Source organism: Novipirellula artificiosorum (assembly GCF_007860135.1).
Lineage (GTDB): Bacteria > Planctomycetota > Planctomycetia > Pirellulales > Pirellulaceae > Novipirellula_A > Novipirellula_A artificiosorum.
On sequence record NZ_SJPV01000004.1, the window covers coordinates 586,626 to 602,796 of the forward strand.

The 16,171-nt window shown below is 57.7% G+C and carries 15 protein-coding genes; 12 read left to right on the top strand and 3 right to left on the bottom strand.

Going from position 1 to position 16,171, the window contains the following annotated elements; all coding sequences use genetic code 11:
• Nucleotides 1-137 precede the first annotated feature (137 nt).
• The 8 genes from Poly41_RS34115 (at nucleotide 138) to Poly41_RS14755 (ending at nucleotide 8,974) form a co-directional block, all read left to right on the top strand.
• Nucleotides 138-488: a hypothetical protein gene (locus tag Poly41_RS34115; RefSeq protein ID WP_197231349.1), complete on the top strand. Its 351-nt coding sequence runs from the start codon at nucleotides 138-140 to the stop codon at nucleotides 486-488.
• 61 nt (nucleotides 489-549) lie between these two features.
• Nucleotides 550-876, top strand: coding sequence for a hypothetical protein (locus Poly41_RS14725; RefSeq protein WP_146527077.1), 327 nt, complete (start codon nucleotides 550-552; stop codon nucleotides 874-876).
• A gap of 15 nt (nucleotides 877-891) precedes the next feature.
• A complete protein-coding gene (locus Poly41_RS14730; protein WP_146527079.1) occupies nucleotides 892-1,593 on the top strand; it encodes a hypothetical protein in 702 nt (233 codons plus the stop codon).
• 550 nt (nucleotides 1,594-2,143) lie between these two features.
• Nucleotides 2,144-3,289 carry a sialate O-acetylesterase gene (locus Poly41_RS14735; RefSeq protein ID WP_146527081.1) on the top strand — a complete coding sequence of 382 codons (1,146 nt, stop codon included), beginning with the start codon at nucleotides 2,144-2,146 and terminating at the stop codon, nucleotides 3,287-3,289.
• Entirely contained in the window at nucleotides 3,286-4,962 is a 1,677-nt protein-coding gene (locus tag Poly41_RS14740; protein ID WP_231615659.1) for a hypothetical protein, read from the top strand. Before Poly41_RS14735 ends, Poly41_RS14740 begins: the two co-directional genes overlap by 4 nt.
• Nucleotides 4,959-6,596 (top strand): hypothetical protein, encoded by a 1,638-nt coding sequence (locus tag Poly41_RS14745; protein ID WP_197231350.1) that lies wholly within the window; start codon nucleotides 4,959-4,961, stop codon nucleotides 6,594-6,596. Before Poly41_RS14740 ends, Poly41_RS14745 begins: the two co-directional genes overlap by 4 nt.
• A gap of 162 nt (nucleotides 6,597-6,758) precedes the next feature.
• Nucleotides 6,759-8,699, top strand: a complete 1,941-nt coding sequence (locus Poly41_RS14750) for a LamG domain-containing protein (RefSeq protein WP_197231351.1) — start codon at nucleotides 6,759-6,761, stop codon at nucleotides 8,697-8,699.
• A 98-nt stretch (nucleotides 8,700-8,797) separates the two neighbouring features.
• Entirely contained in the window at nucleotides 8,798-8,974 is a 177-nt protein-coding gene (locus tag Poly41_RS14755) for a hypothetical protein (RefSeq protein ID WP_197231352.1), read from the top strand.
• A gap of 118 nt (nucleotides 8,975-9,092) precedes the next feature.
• Here Poly41_RS14755 and Poly41_RS14760 read toward each other — a convergent pair whose 3' ends face one another.
• A complete protein-coding gene (locus Poly41_RS14760) occupies nucleotides 9,093-10,397 on the bottom strand; it encodes an IS256 family transposase (protein ID WP_231615660.1) in 1,305 nt (434 codons plus the stop codon).
• 114 nt (nucleotides 10,398-10,511) lie between these two features.
• Here Poly41_RS14760 and Poly41_RS14765 point away from each other — a divergent pair, with 114 nt between their 5' ends.
• Nucleotides 10,512-13,325 (top strand): glycosyl hydrolase, encoded by a 2,814-nt coding sequence (locus Poly41_RS14765; protein WP_146527085.1) that lies wholly within the window; start codon nucleotides 10,512-10,514, stop codon nucleotides 13,323-13,325.
• Here Poly41_RS14765 and Poly41_RS34925 read toward each other — a convergent pair whose 3' ends face one another.
• Nucleotides 13,326-13,655 (bottom strand): hypothetical protein, encoded by a 330-nt coding sequence (locus tag Poly41_RS34925; RefSeq protein ID WP_231615668.1) that lies wholly within the window; start codon nucleotides 13,653-13,655, stop codon nucleotides 13,326-13,328.
• Between Poly41_RS34925 and Poly41_RS34930 the strand changes: the two genes are divergently transcribed.
• Entirely contained in the window at nucleotides 13,575-13,736 is a 162-nt protein-coding gene (locus Poly41_RS34930) for a sulfatase-like hydrolase/transferase (RefSeq protein ID WP_231615666.1), read from the top strand. The genes Poly41_RS34925 and Poly41_RS34930 overlap by 81 nt on opposite strands.
• 192 nt (nucleotides 13,737-13,928) lie before the next feature.
• Here Poly41_RS34930 and Poly41_RS14775 read toward each other — a convergent pair whose 3' ends face one another.
• Nucleotides 13,929-14,228 (bottom strand): hypothetical protein, encoded by a 300-nt coding sequence (locus tag Poly41_RS14775; RefSeq protein WP_146527089.1) that lies wholly within the window; start codon nucleotides 14,226-14,228, stop codon nucleotides 13,929-13,931.
• A gap of 431 nt (nucleotides 14,229-14,659) precedes the next feature.
• Between Poly41_RS14775 and Poly41_RS14780 the strand changes: the two genes are divergently transcribed.
• Nucleotides 14,660-14,893 carry a DUF433 domain-containing protein gene (locus Poly41_RS14780; protein WP_146527091.1) on the top strand — a complete coding sequence of 78 codons (234 nt, stop codon included), beginning with the start codon at nucleotides 14,660-14,662 and terminating at the stop codon, nucleotides 14,891-14,893.
• 536 nt (nucleotides 14,894-15,429) lie between these two features.
• Nucleotides 15,430-16,171, top strand: a 742-nt coding sequence (locus Poly41_RS14790) for an RNA polymerase sigma factor (protein WP_315853733.1), incomplete at its 3' end; no start/stop codon positions are given.

A 16,171-nucleotide genomic window follows, 5' to 3' on the forward strand; every position in this document is an offset into this window, starting at 1 on the left:
CCCAACCAAAAAGAACACTGACTATGCGAACAACCACGACGAACAGACGACAAGCCAGGCCACCGGTCCGCCACGTTTTTCCGCCGCGATACGATCAGAATCTCAATGAACGGTCGCTTGATTGAGGACTAGGCGAATTGTTTGATGGCGAAGAAGAACTCACGCCCGCTGACGTTGTCATCGAAGCCTTGATGCACCACCGCCAATACGTCGAGCGTCTGCATCGGAAAGAGACACTTGGCAAGCGGCGAACGTTTTCCCATTTCTTTGCGACATCGGCGGAACCACCCGAGTTTCCAGAAAATCCGGAACAACAGATTCAGTGTCTGCTGGAGGGCATCAGTGATCGGCGGAGTAAGTCATGCCGGACTCACTGTGCCGCGAGTCAGAGATGTGGCGATTTGGGATTCAATGCCAACCGATCTGATGGAACCGTCCAAGGGCCGAGTCCGAAGTCCCGCCGCATTCTATCGCTTTCGTGGCAATGACTCCAAACAACTGTTGGATTATTCCGGCAACTCCTATCATCTATCCATGGTCAGCTAAGCAATGCTTCCTTCGACGAACGTAGCCATTCGTTTCTTGACACGCAACGATCTCGGACTGCTTGAAGCACCCGACGATTGGCCGACAGCGGTACTGATCGTCAATGGCGTAGCCACAGCAACGAACGTTGTTGTCAACATCGAATCCACCGGCAAATACAAGGCGTCGTGGAGCAACGGGGCTTGGTCGCATGGCGACGTGCTGCAATTGGAAGTCACGGTAGCCTACGACAGCCAAACGTATGTGACGATTGTCTGGGACGGCGAGATCAATACGGCCAATAGTGGGGCCGAGTTCGCCAAGATCGCAGCGATCAATACGCAGTCTTAGAATCAGGGGGAACTCATGGCAACCATTCGTTTCGTCTGTTGGCCTGGAACCACCACGGCTTATCTCACGTCGCTCGGCGACACGACTGGCGATTCGAATCCCAGCGGCTACCCCGTCACACAGCTCGCCGGAACGATCCATCAAATTGAAGTAGCCGGTCTGACTGGCCCTTGGTACCTCGGTGCCGGCGACATCGAGGGACTCTCAGGCGGCTATGTCGAGCGAGTGGACTTGGTTGACGCCGACGTATTGATCGACACCACCAAGCCGGATTTCACATCCAGCAGCACTTGTGACCACACCGAAGTCCTCTCCGCCATTGAAAGCATCGATGCCAAGCTAGTTGGCCGAGTCGTCACTACACAACCGGTGGTCGCCGAAGGCCAAATCACCTCACCTGTGATCATCGGCGACGACTACCTGGCTCGCCACAACCGAGCCTTCATCTGGTCAATCACACCTGTGGCCAACGTCCCGATCACCAGTGCAACGTGCCGCTTCGGAGCCAAGCATCAGTCACTCTCTGACTCCTTCCTGGTCACCGGCACCGTGGTCGCCAACAATGATCGCTGGGACCTCGTCTTTGAACTCACCCACAGCGACACCGAATCACTCCGGGCCGGCACTTATGCCTGGTCCGTCGAAGTGACTGATGATTCTGACGCCGAAATCACGACGATCTGCGGCACGATGGAGCTAGCTGCAAAGCAGACGTGATCGTCAGCGATGCGGCTTACCTTATGTCGTTAATCCGTTACGATCGCCGACGAACCGGCTGGGAAAAGCAGCGAAAGCGGTTTGCTAAAATGATCAGCGAAAACGATTGCTGCAAGTAGGGTCAAGTTAATGTTTGGCAATGCTTCTATATTAAGCCATTGAGCTGGTTAAACGATACTAACCGTTTTGGACTTCAAACCGTTTGGACCGACCGAACGCGACACTTTTTCCGCAAAGCAGATAAGAGACTTACAGCATTTCACGAAACAGAGACATTGCCGCAATTGAGTTGTGTACGGGGAGGCATGTTGCACCCCCGGAGTCCTTGATGTAGCCAGTCTCCACAGTAGAATCAGGAGAAATCAAATTTCCTAGCAGCCATCGTCACGCGCCAAGTCACGAGCGAATAGACCAACCGAACCCGAGTTCGACCATAAAGCACACACTTCAACTGATTCACGCATTCTTTCTGGCCACTTTGCTGGCAGCCCCCGGCGCCACTGCGGCTGCGAAGCCACTTAGAGTCTTCATTCTCGCGGGCCAGTCCAACATGGAAGGGCCGGCGAGTATCAAGACCTTTGACTACATTGGCGACGATCCGGCGACCGCGCCGCTGCTGAAGTTGATGCGGGGTGCCGACGGGAAGCCGACGGTGTGCGATCACACGTGGATTTCGTATCTCTCGGGCGACGGCGAGACGAACTTCGAAATCACCGGTAAACTGACAGCAGGCTACGGGTCCATGTGGGGCCTGGACTCCAAGAAGCCCGGCGACAAGATCGGCCCCGAATTCACCTTCGGTATCACGATGGACGCTGCGCTCGCGGAGCCGGTGCTCATCATCAAGGCGGCGTGGGGCGGCAAGAGCCTGCACACGGATTTCCGCTCGCCGAGTGCGGGGCCTTATGAATTAAGTTCGTTTCAGCGGGAGAACTATCCCAAGCAGACAGGGCACGGCATCCCAGAGGACTTCGAACAGTGGAAAGCCGATAAAGCGCAGGCGACCGGTCACTACTACCGCCTGATGATCGAGCATGTGAAAAAAGTGCTCGCCGATCCGAAGCGGGTCTATCCGGATTATGATGCCGCGCAGGGCTATGAACTCGCGGGCTTTGTCTGGCTTCAGGGATTCAACGACATGGTCGATGGCCACGTCTATCCGAACCATAACAATCCGAACCGCTTCGATCTCTACTCGGAATTGCTCGCACACTTCATCCGTGACGTGCGCAAGGATCTGGCCGCTCCCAACCTGCCATTCGTGATCGGCGTGATGGGGGTCGGCGGGCTCAAGGACGAGTCCGTGGATATGGTGGCTTTCCGGGGGGCGATGGCAGTGCCCGCGGCCATGCCCGAGTTCAAGGGCCATGTCGTCGCAGTGCAAACCGCACCGTTCTGGTCGGAGGAACTCGCAGCCATTGACAAGAAGCACGAGAAGGTTCGCCAGATGCGCCACTTTCTCGATTCAAAGCACAAAGACCATGCCAACGCGGATGGCAAGATGACGGAGGAGCAGAAGCGGGAGTTTGTGAAGAAGTTCGAGGCTGACCTCATCACGCCCGCCGAAGCCGCGATCTGGAAACGCGGCGCCTCCAACGCCGGCTACCACTACCTCGGCTGCGCGAAGACCTTCGCGCTGATGGGCAAAGCCTTCGCCGAGGCCAACCTCAAGATGCTGGAGTCACAGCGCCCATGACAGCTCATCACAATCGTGCATTCATGAAAACAATTTTCCAATTTCTATTGGCTTCACTGCTGGTCGTTCCCGCCGTCGTTTGCGCCGCGGAAATTAAGAAAGGCGAGATGGCCGGCTACCTCTTTGGCCCGGCGGAAAAGGTGCCGGAAGAGTTCAACGGCGGCTTCTCGCTTTATGCGGCGGCGTGGCCTCTTGTCGAGACCTACCCCGGACACAGATTCCAGACCGGACTGTGCGGTACCTGGATGCATCCGCAGTATGAATCGGACAAGAAGCCCGCGGGCGAATGCTACACGGACGTCGAAGGCGGCCTCGGTTGGTGGCGCGACACGCACTTTCCGACCACCACGCCGAAGTTCATCATGGGCGGCGTGGGTCCGAATTTCAAATGGATCGCCAACGGTCCGGGCTACGGCGCGGGCACCTGGGAAGAACCACGCGGTCAGTATGGCGTCGCGCAGCTTAGCCCGTGGCTGTTGTTTCCACTCGACGGACTGAACTTGAAACAAGGCACGAGCGGCGATCTCTTCGGCTACGGCTATCTCCCGTTGCCGCTCACCAATCCGAAAGCCACTACGGCGGGCAAGAATATACCGACTGGCAACCAGTGCTGGACGCTGTTCCTCAACACCGCCAACTTCAAAGGCCCGGTGGCCTTCTTCACGCCCTTCTTCTGGTCGCAGGCGACCCTCGAGAATCCGGAATGGGCCGGGCTGATGCTGGATTCCCGGCCCGTCGGACCGAACAAGCCCATTCAGATGGAAACGCAGCACGTCCCAGCCATTCTGAGCACGAGCGCGGACGGCAAGGTATACGCCCGCGTCGCCCCGACCTCGTTTCCCGTCGGTCCCGAGGGCCACTCGACCGTGCTGCACCGGATCACCGCCTATAAGAAAGCGGCGCTGTGGGACGACGTGCAGCGCTGGTTTGACGGCGGCGCTCCAGCCACGGGCCTGATCAAGGCAGAGGCGTCCGCCGTGCATACCTTCGGGAAGGGCGGCGGGTCAAGCTGGAGAGTCTCTCCACCCAATACTCCGCGCGAAGAGAAGGCGACCCTTCCCTGGAGATCCTTCGCCTCTTCGTTCACGCCGAATCCCATCACCTTCGGCTATCGCTGGGACGAGCAACTGACGCGGAAAACCGGTTCGCTCGTCACGTTGCCCGAATACTATCGGCTCGATGTGGACGGCAAGAAGCCTCAATGGTCCGTCGTCTCGCCCAAGGATGTGCCGCCGGAACTCGGCCTCACGCAATACCGCTTTGAAACCCCGAAGGAAGAACCGCAGGAACCCCGCATTACACCCGACGATCCAGCGAGTTGCTGGAAGAAGCCCGGCCCTGCTGCCGGCCCGTTCAAGGCGCGCCTCGGCGATGGCAGCGTAGCGACCTATTATTGGTATCGCTTCGCAGATCAGCCCGCGATGCTCAATGCGGACCTGACCCCGGAGGAGCGTGAGCAGGTGCAGAAGCGTGTCGAGAAACTGCACCGTGCCTGGAGCAAGGACCGCAACTACCTCGCCCCACCCGATGTTGGCAAGCTCGCCGAGCTGGATCCGGCTTTGATTCTGACGCCGCCGCGCGGCATGGAAGCGGGCTACGTGCCCATCGCGACCCGTCAGGAATTGGGAGGCGCAGCTAGTCATCCGAACGATCAAGAAAAGGCACGACAATGAAACGCAAAACAAACATGAGGCTCTACTGGCTGCTCGCCGCAACAGCAATCGGAGTTGCGACTGCAAACGCGGCGGACAGGGCCGGCATCATCACCTCGCACTCCCAAGGCCTGCACGGCTACATCGGCTTCGGCCATGAGAAGCTGCCGCCCCAGGGTGGCTACACTGCGGGGATGGGCTTCTATGCAGCAGTCTGGCCGCTGGTGGATCGGCCTTTGGCCGATTTTCAAATTGGCCTGCCCAGTTCGTGGATTCAGCCGGACAACTCCGACAACAAAGACAAGCCGCTCGCGCCGGAGGGCACGCTGGCGCGCCAGTGGAAGGAGCGCGGACCCACCTGGGACAGCGTCTTTCAAACCGTCGAGGGGGGATTGGGCTACTGGGCCGGGAATCACTTCCGCTACGGTCCGCCCAAGTTCAGCATGAACGCCACGCCGCAATGCTACGACTACGAAGTCGGCTCGCCCGGCTGGTCTTTCTTCTACAGCAACGAAGCACTGCCGGACAATCGCCTCGGGATTGCGCAGTTGAGCAACCGCCTGCTGATTCCTCCCGATGCGCTGCCGTTCCAGGGCAATCCAAACGGCGAATTCCTCGGCTACTCGTGGATGGCGCTGCCCTTCACCGATCCCACCACCGGCGATCCGCCGACGGGCGACCAGAGCTGGACCTGCTTTCTCAGCGCCGCCAACTTCAAAGGCCCCATCGCCTACTACATCCCCGAGACGTGGAGCAAAATCGGCAAGCTCTTCAACTACCCATTCATTTACGGCCGCGGCCTTGATGCACGCCCCGGCATCATGGGCGGCGGCGCGATGGAGATTAACACTGTGCCCCGCTTCGACGCGAAGGACGCGCAGGGGACGACCTACTCGAAGCTGCCGAAGCTCCAGTGGCCCGTGGACGCCGAAGGCCGCGCGTATCTGGTGCAAGATGTGACCTATTACTCAAGAGTCGCGCTCTACGACGCCTTCAAGGCCTGGCGCGATGGCGGCCCTGCCTGCTCCGGGCGCATGGATGGAAAGGGCGCGTGGAAGCCCAAGCTCAATACGCACACGACGCGATACGACCAGGCGGGCAAAAAGATCACCGGCGTGGAGAGCGCCTTCGACACCCGCATCTTCGACGGCAACGTGTGGGGTTTGCAATGGTCCACCAACGACATCGTCGCGAAAGGCCTGTTCCCGCAATACTACAAGCATGTCGGCGAGGAGCGCGTGGCCGTGCCGGCCGCGGCCGTGCCCGCGGAAACCAAACTGCTCACCCAGGAATTCAAGCGTGCCCCGATGGGAGTGCCCTACACCTCGCCCGGTGGCGGCGCCTGGGTAAAGCCCGGCCCGAAACTGGGACCGTTCACTGCCCGGCTCGTTGATGGTTCGGTGGTGACCTACTCCTGGTATCGTTTCGTGGATCAACCGTCCTTCCAGCAATACCAATGGAGCGCGGAGAAGAAGGCGAAACTGCAAGCCTTGGTGGAGAAACTGCACACCCACTGGCCGTTGGACCGCGACTACATGGCTCCGCCCACGCGAGGAAAACTGGTTGCGCTCGATCCTGCCTTGCTCGTGACGCCCCCCGCCGGATTGGAGGTTGGCTACGTTCCCATCGTCACCCGGCAAGCACTGGCCGAATAGGTTGGTATCCGCCGCATCCGTCCAAGAGCATCCAAAAAAAGAGTTCTCTAACATTCCATTCGATCTGATCACATGAAAACTCCTAAGCCACGATTGATTCACGCAGCACTGTTCTGTCTGTTTCTCCTGTCCCCGTTCTTAGCAGTGGGTCAAGAGACCATCATGCAATGGGATTTTGAAAACATCACGAACCGGACTTGTGTTGAGCCTTCCACCGGGGTCGCCGACACGATTGAGGGGAATTTCGAAGCCGCGCCCGGCGTGGTCGGGAAAGGATTGCGCCTGGATGGGTTTACGACGAGGATCGTCCGTGAGGGCAAGAACCTGGTCAAGCCCGGCGCTGAATTCACGATCGAGGCATGGGTCGCGCTGGGCGAATACCCGTTGAGCTGGTGCCCGGTGATCACCACCGAATCGGAGGAGGTCAAAGGATACCGTCTGTTGATCGGGCCCTACGGGCAGGTGTCCTTCGAAGTCGCCATTGGTGAGCAATGGGTTGCCTGTTCCAGCGCGCCTCAGACAGTGCCGTTGAGGAAGTGGGTTCATTTGGCCGGGGTTTGCGCTGCCGGTAAACAAATGACCCTCTATGTCAATGGCAAAGCCCTGAACTCCGTTGATACCTATGGACCGCTGACCTTTCCCGCGAAGACCCAATGCATCATTGGAATGGCAGCGGCGCAGGGCAGACCCAGTGACACGATCAGGACCTGGGGCACCGTTCCGGCCTACTTTGGGCTGGATGGCATTCTCGATGACATCCTGGTTTTCGACAAGGCGCTGACTGCCGAAAAAGTCCATGAACATTTTTCGAACTACCCAGCAACCGTGCCGGAGATACCGCCTCGACCACTGCCTAAACTCGACCAGAATCCGGGCCGGTTCGGGGCTTTCTACACGAAACTGAAGTACTATCCGGGGTGGGATAATCTGTGGCCGGTGGAGCAGGATCCCGACGTCGTGGTCTGCTTTGGAGACAGTCCGGTCAAGTTCATCTTCTGGCGCGGCATCAGATTCGGCCCGTGCTGGGTCTCGGAAAACGAGAATTGGATGGCGGATCAAAGCCTCGAGACGTGGGATGATGATACCGAGGGCTGCTTCGAGCATATGCAGGACCGGCACTGTCGTTTCTCCCATGTGCGGATCATTGAAAACACTGACGCCCGGGCGGTTGTCCATTGGCGCTATGCCCCCGTCAGCTCCCACAACAACACCTGGAAGCCCGATCCCAAGACGGGGTGGGAATGCTGGGTGGATGAGTACTACTATGTTTATCCGGATGCTTCTGCGATCAGAAAAGTGTGCTGGAACAAGGACTCCACCGGAACACCGTTTCAGCTCCAGGAATCCATCCCCTTGACGCAACCGGGCCAGCGCAATGAGGAACTCCTGGAAAACAACTATGTGCATGTTGCCGACTACGACTATAATTCGAGGCCAGTTTCGGTCGATCTTCGCCAGCAACCGGCGGACTGGAATCCCAACTACACCATCCAGCAATTCAACTTCCGGTCCCAAAACAAGCCCTATATCTGCTTTGAACCTGGCAACTCCATGATGGTTCGATGGATTGGCGACGGTTACAACCATTTCCCCATCAACCAGGCGCGTTGCGACGGGCGCTGGACCAAGGTGCTGGACCGGCCGACGTCCATTTCCAGTTCGCCTTGCTCGGATCCCGTGATTCACACCAATGGCCACCGGCTCTACTGGGCCGGCTTGTATGGCATGAACAGGATGGACCTGAACGAGTTGGTCACGTTCGGACGTTCGTGGGCCTATGCACCCGACCTGCGTCTCTCGGGGGAGGATTTTAGATTCGTGGGATACGATCGAAGCCAGAGGTGCTATCAGATCGAAAAGCGTGTGGTGAACGCAGTGGACTGTGAGCTGAAGCTCTCGGGGAGCAAGGAATCACCCATTGTCAATCCAGCGTTCCATATCCAGAACTGGAATGCCAAGGGAGCCACGGTCCGCGTGGATGGGAAGGAATTTAACAACAGCCGTGTCGGCATCAATCACAAGCTGGGCGGAGATGATCTGACGGTGTTTCTTTTCCTAAAGGCAACCTCGGCGGTCAATATTAGCATTGACCGAGTGGATTAAACCCGGACACACCGGTACTCATCCATCTGAAATAGGCCAAGGGGCCAAGCAACAGTCGGAACGCCCCGGCACCGCGAACCAAATCGGCAAACCACATCATGAAACTAGCACTCCTCCTTGCCACACTCACCGCCTGCGTTTTTCCGACGCAAGCGAAGCCACTTAGAATCTTCATTCTCGCGGGCCATTCCAACATGGAAGGGCCGGCGAGTATCAAGACCTTCGACTACATCGGCGACGATCTGGCGACCGCACCGATGCTGAGTTACAGATGAAATAGCATTGGCCACATCCTCGGCAAGATCGAGAAGCTCGGCAAGCTGTTGCAGATGGAAGTGGTGAAACTGTGTTGAGAGAGAGTTATTGTCAATAGTTGTGTTCTGAGAAAATGAATTAGGCGGCGATATCATCCTGCATAATTCCGTCTTTGAAGGACCGTCCTTCGATGACGAGTGTGATTTTTTCGTGGCAGTTCAGTCGCCTCCATTTCTTCGAAGCAGACTGTGCCAGCTTAAACATCATCGCCAAACTTGCACGTCGAGTACCGCTGCCTTTTGTGCGTCGATGGCGAAGCCGGATCGTTGCGAACGTTGATTCGATTGGATTGGTTGTTCGTAAATGACTCCAATGTTCCGCAGGGAAATCATAGAACGTTAACAGCACGTCGCGGTCTTTGTTCAAGCAGTCACAGGCGGCTGCGTATTTCGCTCCGTACTTTTCATTGAAAGCTTTGAATGCTATTTCAGCATCCTCCTTCGTTTCTGCCTGCCAGATTTCATGGATGTCACCTTTGGCTTTGGGCTGCACGCTCTTCGGCATCTTGTTGAGAATATTCGCAGTCTTATGGACCCAGCAGCGCTGTTCTCGCGTTTCTGAATGCACTTTACGAAGGGCTGCCCAGAATCCTAACGCACCATCACCAACAGCCACCTTTGGGCCAATCGTGAGCCCTCGTTGTTTTAGGTTCAGAAGTAATTCGCTCCAGCTCTGTTCGCTCTCGCGATAGCCATCGAGTACGGCGATCAATTCCTTCTGGCCGTCAGTGGTCGCGCCCATTAGTACCAATAAACACTGCTTTTTGTTGGCATCATCTTCAAGGCGAACCTTCGCATAAATGCCATCAGCCCAAACGTAAACGTATTGCTTGCCCGTCAAATCACGCTTACTCCAGTGTTCGTATTCAACGCACCATTGCTCTTTGAGCCGAACGACGACGTTTGCACTAAGCCCCTTAGCTCGCTCGCCAACAAGCGACTGAAGGGCCTCCGCAAAGTCGCCTGTCGAAATTCCTTTAAGGTAAAGCCATGGAATCAATTCTTCGATCGCCTGAGTTTTGCGAAGGTAAGCTGGCAAGACGCTCGGACTGAAAGTGACTCGCTTGTCTGGATCAGCAGTATTGTCACGAACACGACCTTGAGTGACGGGGATCGCTCCAGCGCCCGTCAGGATCTCACGTTCGGGGAGACTGCCATTTTTCACGACAAGCCGCCGGCCACGTTCGTCACGGCGGTTGCCGTGTTGTGCGAGAAAATCTTCCACTTCGGCGTCAATCGCGGCCTGAAGCATTTTGCGGGCACCTTCACGGACTAGTTCGTCCAGTGGACTTCTCTCGTCGAACTGAGCTCGGAAAGAGATCACTTCCGGATCGAGCGGCTCGTCCACTGGTAAAGCGGTTCGTTCTGTTTTAACTTGGTTCATGGCGTATTCCTTTGCCCACTTCGGGCCGTTGGAGGGTTCAAGTTCCAACAGGATGCGCCACCTTTTTTATTCTTTCAAGAACACAACTTTTGATAATATCTCGTTGAGAGAATTATGAAGAACCAAAGTAGATTTGTCCCAAAGGCAACCGCAGTGTTGTTTGGAATGCTGCTGGCGCTGGTTGCGTTCGCGGACACCGCGGTCGCTGGCGACCTGAGCATCGACGCGCTGAAACAGCGGTTCGCGTCGCCACCGGCGAACGCGGGCACCACGACGCTCTGGTGGCTGAACGGCAAGTTGACGAAGAAGGAAATCCGCGAGCAAATGCTCAACCTCCGCGACCGCGACGGCTTCGGCGGGGTCGCACCGCTGACGCTGTTCCGCATGAAACCGGCGACCGAGCCGGCGTATTTGACGGACGAGTATTTCGAGATGTATGGCTGCATCCTCGACACCGCGAAGGAACTCGGCATGACGGTCGTGTTCTACGACGACTGTGACTTCCCGTCCGGGACGGCTGGCAAACGGATGGCGGAACAGTATCCCGACGATCTGATGAAATATCTCGCCCGCGCAACGGCAACTGTCGAAGGCCCGCGCGAGGTGGAGTTGCCGGTGGCCTCCGGAAAACTCATGAGCGTGGTCGCAAGGAACCTCGACACGGGCGAACGGCGAGTGGTGACCGCGGCAGCGAAGTCGGGCGGAGCAGCGTCCCCGTGCATTGGCGGCAGCGCGGGTTTCCGTCAGCCGCCGGAAGAAGAAGGACGCTACGAGTTCTTCCGCGTGCTGGACGAGAGCGGCCGGTTGTTGTTCGAGGATCGGTTCGACGGCAAGCTGAACAGCGCATGGGAAACGCCGGGAGCGTCGCGAGTCGAAAAGGACGGCCTGCACGCGACGGATTGCCAGCCGATGTGGGCGCGAGACCTGAAGCTGCCCGCGAAGTTCACCATCGAGACCCGGCTGACCATCGTCCGCTCGGCGGCGGCCCTCGCGTTCGGCATCAAGAGTGCCGAAGACTTGATGTTCTGGCAGTTCAACGCCCGCCTGAAAGCGATCCGGCCGCACATCAAGCAGGGCAGCCACCGGACGCTTGAGAGCGTGCCGTTCCCGTTCGAGTCGAACCGTGCCTACGACGTGCGGTTGGTCGTGGACGGTGAAACTGTCGCGACGTGGATTGATGGGAAGCTCGTGGCGACGCACAAGGTGACCACAACCGGCTCGGCCGTGCGCTGGGCGGTGCCGGCGGGCCGCTGGGAAGTGCAGGCATTCGTCTGCGCCACCGCGCCAGCCAAGCGATTCGTGGACTGCCTTGATCCGCAGGCGATGGCGAAGTTCATCGGGCTGACCTACGACCGCTTTGCGCAGAGATTTCCCGCGCACTTCGGCTCCACCATCCGCATGACGTTCTACGACGACCTCTCGACCTATCACGTCCCCGACTGCCTGATGTGGTCTCCCGAGTTCAACGAAGAGTTTCAGGCGCGCTTCGGCCGCTCGCCGGAGCCGCTTTATCCCGCGCTGTGGGAAGACATCGGCCCCGACACCGCCGCCGCGCGCGCCAGCCTCTACGCTTTGCGCAACGAACTTTTCGCCGCCGGCTATCCGCGCGCCGTGCAGGAATGGTGCGACCGGCGCGGCATGAAATGCTCCGGCCACCCGGCCGCCTCCTATCGCGCCAACCCGCTTCAGTCGCCCGGCGACGCGATCCTCTTCTACAAATACCAGGGCGCGCCGCTGACCGATTACATCCACTATTTCGACCATGGCGTGGACGGCTTCAAGATTCCCGCGTCGGCCGCCTATAACTTCGACCGGCCCGAAGTCGTTTGCGAAATCTACGGCAATTTCCACCAGAAAATGCCGAACGATTCGAACATGCTCTACCGCGCCGGCATGGAGGTCTATGCGCGGGGGATCAACTACCTGCTGCCCCACGGCACTTGGTGGGACCCCGCCAAGATGCGGATCGTGCCGGAGATTTCGTGGCGTAACCCAGAGATCGGCCCCGAACTGCGGCATTACAACCAGTGGGCGGCCCGCTGCGAGTCCCTGCTGCGCGCTGGCCGGCACGCCGCGGATATCGGCGTGCTGTATCCGATTGATGACCTCGCCGCGCGCTACCACGTGGGCCTCCTCCCGTTTACGCACGGCAAGGACCCGATACCGGGCACCGACTACTATGAGCTTTCGCGGCTGCTGACCGGTGAGATTCGCAGGGACTTCACTTTCCTGCACCCGGAAGTTGTGGACGCACGCTGCCGGGTCGAGGGCCGCGAGTTCGTTCTGGACAACCCGAACAATTGGGAACGTTACCGCGTTCTGATCCTACCCGCGTGCCGCACCATCCGCGCCAGCAACCTGAAAAAGGCATACGACTTTCTGGCTGCGGGAGGAAAAGTCATTGCGACAACCTGCCTGCCGGAGCAGTCCGCGGAATTCGGGCACGACGAGGAGGTGCGGCACATGGCGAAGGAAATGTTCGGCCCCGGCGGCAAGGGCGTCTTTGTCCCGACGCCAAACGAAACCACGCTCCAGCAGGCGCTGGACGGTCTTGGTTTCGCGTGGGACGTGCGAATTACCCAGGCGACCGACATCCCGCGCACCTATCGCAAGGCTCACGACTACGGCGGCAATCTCCAGAATGACCCCGACGCCTACGAAGGCGGCAACCGCCTGTTCGCCTACCTTCATCGTTCCGTGCCGGGCGCGGAGGTTTACTTCTTCCCCAACGCGAGCGGCTTGACCGTGTCGGCAGACGTGGAGTTGCGCGGCCAACTCAAGCTCGAAACGTGGAACCCGCACTCCGGGGTGATTCAGCCGCTTGATTCTGCCTTGACGCAAACGCACGGCCAGCCCGTGACGAAATTCAAACTCTCCCTGCCGACGCTTCGTAGCGTCTTCGTCGTTGGCAAACCTCAGAGCAAATGATCATTCTCGATGAAGAAACACAGCCACACTGCCGGCAAACTCGAGAAACTCAGCAAGCTGTTGCAGATGGAAGTGGCGAAAGTGTGTTGAGGAAAGTGTATGAAAAGAAGAATGCTGCAAACCAAGCTGACTGCAGCGTTGTTCGCCCTGCTGCTCGCGCTGCTGGCCGCGCTGCCCGTCGCCGCCGGTCACACCGCGCCACGACCCAACATTGTACTCATCCTGGCCGATGATTTGGGTTGTGGCGATATGAGCCTTTACGATGGCTGGATCAAGACGCCTCGCATCGACCAGATGGCCCGGGAGGGTGTCAGGTTTACCGACTTTCACTCCAACAGCTCCGTGTGCAGCCCTTCCTGTCAAAAAAGTCAGCCAACCGCTTCCTGTCAAAAAAGTCAGCCGAACGTTTGAGCAGAGGAATTCCAGGGTTCGAAGCCAAAACGCCAGCCGATTTTTGCCTGAGACAGTCCCGGCAGGCAAGCCAGTGACGGCCAGTTCGGCTACAATTTGGTGGTGCGGCGCAGCAGCGAACGACCGCCGTTCATTGACACGTTGGTAGACACATTGATGCCCGGCGGCAGACGACGTGCCGCTGGCCTGAGTTCACGCCGCGCGGCGATAGGAGCAGAGCAAGCCACCGAGGCGCTCGGTAGTTTCGATTTCAGCATCCATGGTGTAGTCGAAATCCGTTTCTCTAAACAGATCGACTGGTTTTAGAGATGTCCGCCGCGTGTGAAATCGATTCAGCACGCACGGTTTCACATTGCCAGCAAGCCTTGGCCAGTTAAAAGTACTCTCTTTGGTGTTAACCACGCTGTCAGTTTTTTTGGCGTTCGAACTTTTGACAATCTGGTTAACAGAAAGAGAGATTTCAAAAGTACTCTCGTTCGAGGAGAGTTGCATCAGGGGTTCCGAATGCAACCCCTTCTCGATGAAAGAAACACCGTAAATTACGGGGGTTTTTGAAAAGTACGCGCGCGAGTTTTTAAAAAAAGTTCGAGGAGAGTTCCGTCCGGGGAGCTATTTTGAAAATCGCGAAAACACTCGCGAACCGGTTAACGCCCGCTGCCTGTTATGGGCAGGCGGGCGTTTTTCGTTTTCGCCCCGTTTTTCGCGGTGTTTGGGTGAGATAGCCGACCTGGCCAAGAGTCTACGTTTCGTGGAGAGAGTTCGGGGTGCCGAAGCTAACCCTACCTGTTAGGTCCGGACCCCGAACACAACCCTAGAAACTCTCTTGTTCTCTGTTTGACTCGGCAACACCGGTTAACACACTGCGGTGGCGGTTTTCAATCAGTCTTGAGAGAAGCTAAAATCAGTTCTCGATGAGAGCGACTATGAATTGGCAAGATCGCATCGCCGTCGATCCCTTGGTTTGCCACGGCCAAGCTTGTGTGCTGGGGACTCGTGTTTCCGTCTCGGTGGTCCTGGACAACTTGGCCGCCGGAGTCTCCAGAGACGAAATCTTGAGCAGCTACCCAAGCCTGAAGAGCGAGGACATCGATGGCTGCATTGCTTACGCCGCCGAACTCGCCCGAGAACGCTTCGTGCCACTTTCGCCAGGATCATAGGCGTGCGTTTCAAAGTCGATAAGAGGGTCACCTTTCTCTCGCTGCGTTGCTGATCTGGCATTCAAAGATCTGACAACGGTTTACGCGCAAGTTCGTCCGACTTTCAACGTCAAATCAACTGTATTGAACGCCTCAGCTCGCTGACAGTTTGGGTCAGTCCCTGGTCACCGAGGCAGCTGAGATATTCCTCTGGCGATCTCGGCGGGTTCTTCAGCCTCGCACGGGTTTGTTTCACGGCGGTCAGCACCACGCTGGGTGCCAAATCCAACTGGCTAACATAGATGAGTCTGGGTGGATCGCTTCGATCTCAAGCACGCGCGAAGCCAGTCCGTTTCTGAAGGATTCAATAATGTCGTCGCTTCGGAAGCGTGAGACCTGAGGCTTGAGTCATTTCAGGCCGGACCTGCAGTGGAGAAGGCGAGCAATCCGTCACGGCGGTCTCCTCGCACTTTCTGCAAGGACTTTCCTTCCGGTGTCGATCAGATAGATTCGGCACTGTTCTTCCAATCAAAGGACTGACCGACAAAAATGATGTTATGGACGACGAGATCCCTTCCAAACTTCAAAAGCTATTTGAGCAATCATCGCGGCAGATCCTTGCGACGTTAGCGCGGTCACTTCGTGACTTGGATCTCGCTGAAGAAGCGATGCAAGAGGCGTTTGCGATTGCGACGGATCGTTGGCCGGTTGAAGGAATTCCCGAGAATCCGGTCTCGTGGCTCATCTCGGCGGGACGCTTTAAGGCCATCGATCACATCCGACGACGTAATCACTTTCGGCAAGCCGCGTCCGACGTGGTGGCGAGACTCGACGCGATCGAACAAGCCAACGCGCGGCGCGAAGGCCAGCCAATCGAAGACGATCAATTGCGGATGATCTTCACCTGCTGTCATCCTGCGATCGACGAAACCGTCCAAGTGCCGCTGACCTTGCGTGAGGTTTGCGGCATGTCGACAGAAAGGATCGCTGCCGCGTTCTTGACGTCAACTCAAACGATGGCACAGCGTATCGTTCGAGGCAAAACGAAAATTCGCGATGCCGGGGTGCCGTTTGTTGTGCCTGAATCGCACGAACTTCCCGAGCGACTCGAATCGGTTCTCTCTGTGATTTATCTGATCTTTAACGAAGGCTACCGGTCCGCTTCGGGCAGCAGCGAAGACCTGAATGAATTGGCCGTTGAGGCGATTCGACTTTGTCGGTTGCTTCTTGATTTACTACCAGATTCCGAAGTCACGGGGCTGCTCGCGTTGATGTTACTGCATGAATCACGTCGCGGAG